The following is a 3,256-nucleotide window of genomic DNA, read 5'->3' as shown; positions in this document are numbered from 1 at the left end:
TATGCTGGATAAAAAGTCTGATGATCGATTAAATCAACGATTTTCAAAGGCGGTGCTTTAAGATTTAATACATCTACTATACCTGACTGCTGTGGATCCAATAATTGATATGAAATGCGCATCATCAATGCATACCATTTTTGACGATTAGCTGTCTTCATTACATAAAATTCTGGATGCTTAGCCCAAAGCGTCTCTAACTTTGTATTCCATTCAGTCCTAACAAAATCCAATATTGTTTCTCGATAATCCTTTAGTTGATAACACGATTTAATCACTTGATGCATCACTTCATCCACATCAGAACGTATTTGATTAACAAAACTACCTCCCTCATCCTCGTTTAAATTGAAAGGCAAATACTCTAATCTGTCTGGTAATTCAAACACTTTTATCTTTATCTCATTATGATCGATAATCATTTGAACCTCAAAAGCGAGTGTTTTTAAAGGATGATTGATTTCAAACGTTTCAGGTCCTGTTTTTTTAAAACCAACTTAAGTGCTAAAGAAGGAATAAAGTGTTTTTGTACGAGACTATTTAAATATCGCATGTTACCACCCCACAATCTTTCTTAAACTATTATAAATCATCTATTGTGAAAACAAAAAAATAAAGTTATCTATCAGGAATATTTAATCCGTGGTTCTTCAAATATGGCTCTATTACGCAAAAAAAGACTCGTAAAACCACTGGGTCTTTCGAGCCTTTTAATCTCTTATTTAAGAATAAAACAATTAATCATGTGTATAATTATCAAAATATCCTTGAACTAATACAATCGGTGTCCCTTTATCACCTGAACCACTCGTTAAATCACATAAAGAACCTAATAAGTCGGTAATGCGACGAGGTGTTGTTCCTTCTGAATCCATTTGACCTACTAAACTTTGATCCTTTTCTTTGATACGCGACGCAATCGCATCTTTTAAATCTTGACCAGATAATTCACTGAATTCATTATCAGCTAAATATTTTAATTTTAATTCATTTGGCGTACCTTCTAAACCATCGGTAAAGGCTGGTGAAACAACCGGATCAGCTAATTCCCAGATTTGTCCTACTGGATCTTTAAAGGCACCATCACCATAAACCATCACTTCTACATGTTTACCTAATTTATCAAGGATCTGGGCTTGAACATCTTTAACTAAATCGGTACATTCATGTGGGAATAGCTTAATACTATCATCTGTACTTTTATTTGATCCTAATAAGCCAAATTCAGCGTTATAACCACTACCATCAATAGATTCAGTTAATAAATCATCCAATCCATAAACCGTCGCACCTTGTGCTTTTAAAATACGCTTAGTACGTTGACGAGTATGCACATCACAGTTAATAACTTTATCAGTATAATTCAAAATTTCCTTAGCATGATTCGCAAATACAAATTCCACCTCTGCTCCAGCTGCTGTCACAATTTCTGCATAATACTTAACATAGTCTACACCGGTGAATGGATGCAAGTTTTCGCCAAATAAACGACGATATTCTTCTAAATTCATTACGGTAGCATAAGGATCAATATTATGTTCTTCTAATTGATCTTCTGTTAATAATTGGTTTCCTACTTCATCTCTTGGATAAGATAACATTACAACAACTTTTTTAGCACCTAATGCAATTCCTTTTAAAATCATTGAAAAACGGTTACGTGAAAGAATTGGGAAAATAACCCCCACTGTTTCGCCACCTAATTTTTGGCGAACATCTTTACTAATCGCTTCCACTGATGCGTAATTACCTTGACTGCGTGCAACGATAGATTCAGTCATTGCGATGACATCACGATCACCAATTTCAAAATGATCACTAGCAGCTGCCTCCAATACACTATCCACAACGATTTTCGCTAAATCGTCTCCTTGTCGAATAATCGGGCAACGGATACCACGAGCAACTGTTCCAACATTTCTTGCCATAAGCTTTTCACACTTTCCATTATGAATTTAGACGTTGATAGAACGATTATACATTTGTTCTCTTATTCATTGTCCAGATACATCATACACTAAAAACGAAAGATAGAAAAGAAAATCTTTTATATTTAGAAAAAATTAGAAAAACAACTATGAAAACGCTATTGATAATTCGTGTTTTGACGAATTAGTTGAGCCATTTCTTCTTCTTAATCATATATACTTCAAATATAACGATTCCAATGACGACCATAATGAGTATCGGATAGGATATAGGAGGTTCTAATTCAGGGATGTGTTCAAAATTCATGCCATACCATCCTGTCAATAAGGTTAACGGTGCAAAAACTGTTGTCACCACCGTTAGTATTTGCATTATCCGATTTTGCTTATTAGAAACATCAGCGTTATAGATTTCACGCAATTGCATCACATACTCTCTTAAATCCAATGCATCATCTTTTAATCTTTTCGCATACTGGCTTAAATATTGTAATTTTTTTCGACTGATTGGCTTCACAATTTCTTGAAAATACTCATCTAACAAATCGCAAAATTCAGATAATTGTTGGTAATAACGTTTAAATGCTAATAAATCTCTGCCATATTTATGAAATTCATGATCTAAATCAGGCTGATATTCACCATCATTATTTAACATAGATTCTTCTTGCTGATCTAACTCCTCTTCAATTTCATACAAATACTTTTCTTGTGAATAAATCATTTTTTCAATAATCATTAATAATACTTGAATCGGTTTCGTAAGCTCAATAGTATTTATTTCATTAGCTATTTGATTAAGCAACTCTTTCATCCAATCATGCTCTTCAATAATAATGAATCTTGCATCATCTAAATAAAAATAACAAGATTGTTCGCTACGTTGCTGAATCTTTGGTAAAAAAGGGCTCCATATGCATAATGAGACATATCATATATTTTAGTGTGTTTAACAGGCTTATTAAAATTTAAAAAATGGTTATCTTCCATAAGGTATTGATACTTATCGTGATACTCTTTTACGCCGATTATTTCAACGTTGATATCACTTAATTTTTTCGGTAATCCTTCCATGATTTTCCTCATTTCTACTGTTTGATAATGTTTTGGCGAGGCTAGGCATAAACTTGTTAAATTTAGTCAAGTTTATGGTTCGTTAATTAGTAGCGCAGTGGTTGATTGTCCTTAAATGGCGTCATAATTTAGCTGAGATTAATCTTGAAAAGTCCAGTCAAATTAATGGTCATTAATTTATAGCGCAGTGGTTGAGTGGTCTCAAGCTCCGTCTTTCGACTCGTTTGAGGCCTACTCAACTGTGCGGGGGTAGG

At 33.6% G+C, this 3,256-nt stretch carries 3 protein-coding genes and 1 pseudogene; all 4 read right to left on the bottom strand.

All coding sequences use genetic code 11. The features are described from left to right. Window positions 1–422, bottom strand: a pseudogene (locus tag GSA01S_RS09735) (hypothetical protein); the annotation flags it as partial. Window positions 423–737: 315 nt separating this feature from the next. Further along, window positions 738–1,928 carry a coenzyme F420-0:L-glutamate ligase gene (locus GSA01S_RS09730; RefSeq protein ID WP_066127065.1) on the bottom strand — a complete coding sequence of 397 codons (1,191 nt, stop codon included), beginning with the start codon at window positions 1,926–1,928 and terminating at the stop codon, window positions 738–740. 184 nt (window positions 1,929–2,112) lie between these two features. Continuing rightward, window positions 2,113–2,742, bottom strand: coding sequence for a CorA family divalent cation transporter (locus GSA01S_RS09725; protein WP_066127062.1), 630 nt, complete (start codon window positions 2,740–2,742; stop codon window positions 2,113–2,115). 38 nt (window positions 2,743–2,780) lie between these two features. Further along, entirely contained in the window at window positions 2,781–3,002 is a 222-nt protein-coding gene (locus GSA01S_RS09720; RefSeq protein WP_066127060.1) for a hypothetical protein, read from the bottom strand. Window positions 3,003–3,256: the final 254 nt, after the last annotated feature.

Origin of the sequence: Globicatella sanguinis NBRC 15551, assembly GCF_001552295.1 — a bacterium.
Taxonomy (GTDB): Bacteria; Bacillota; Bacilli; order Lactobacillales; family Aerococcaceae; genus Globicatella; species Globicatella sanguinis.
Note: the sequence above shows the minus strand (reverse complement) of the source record. Positions and strands in the feature narration are given on the sequence as shown.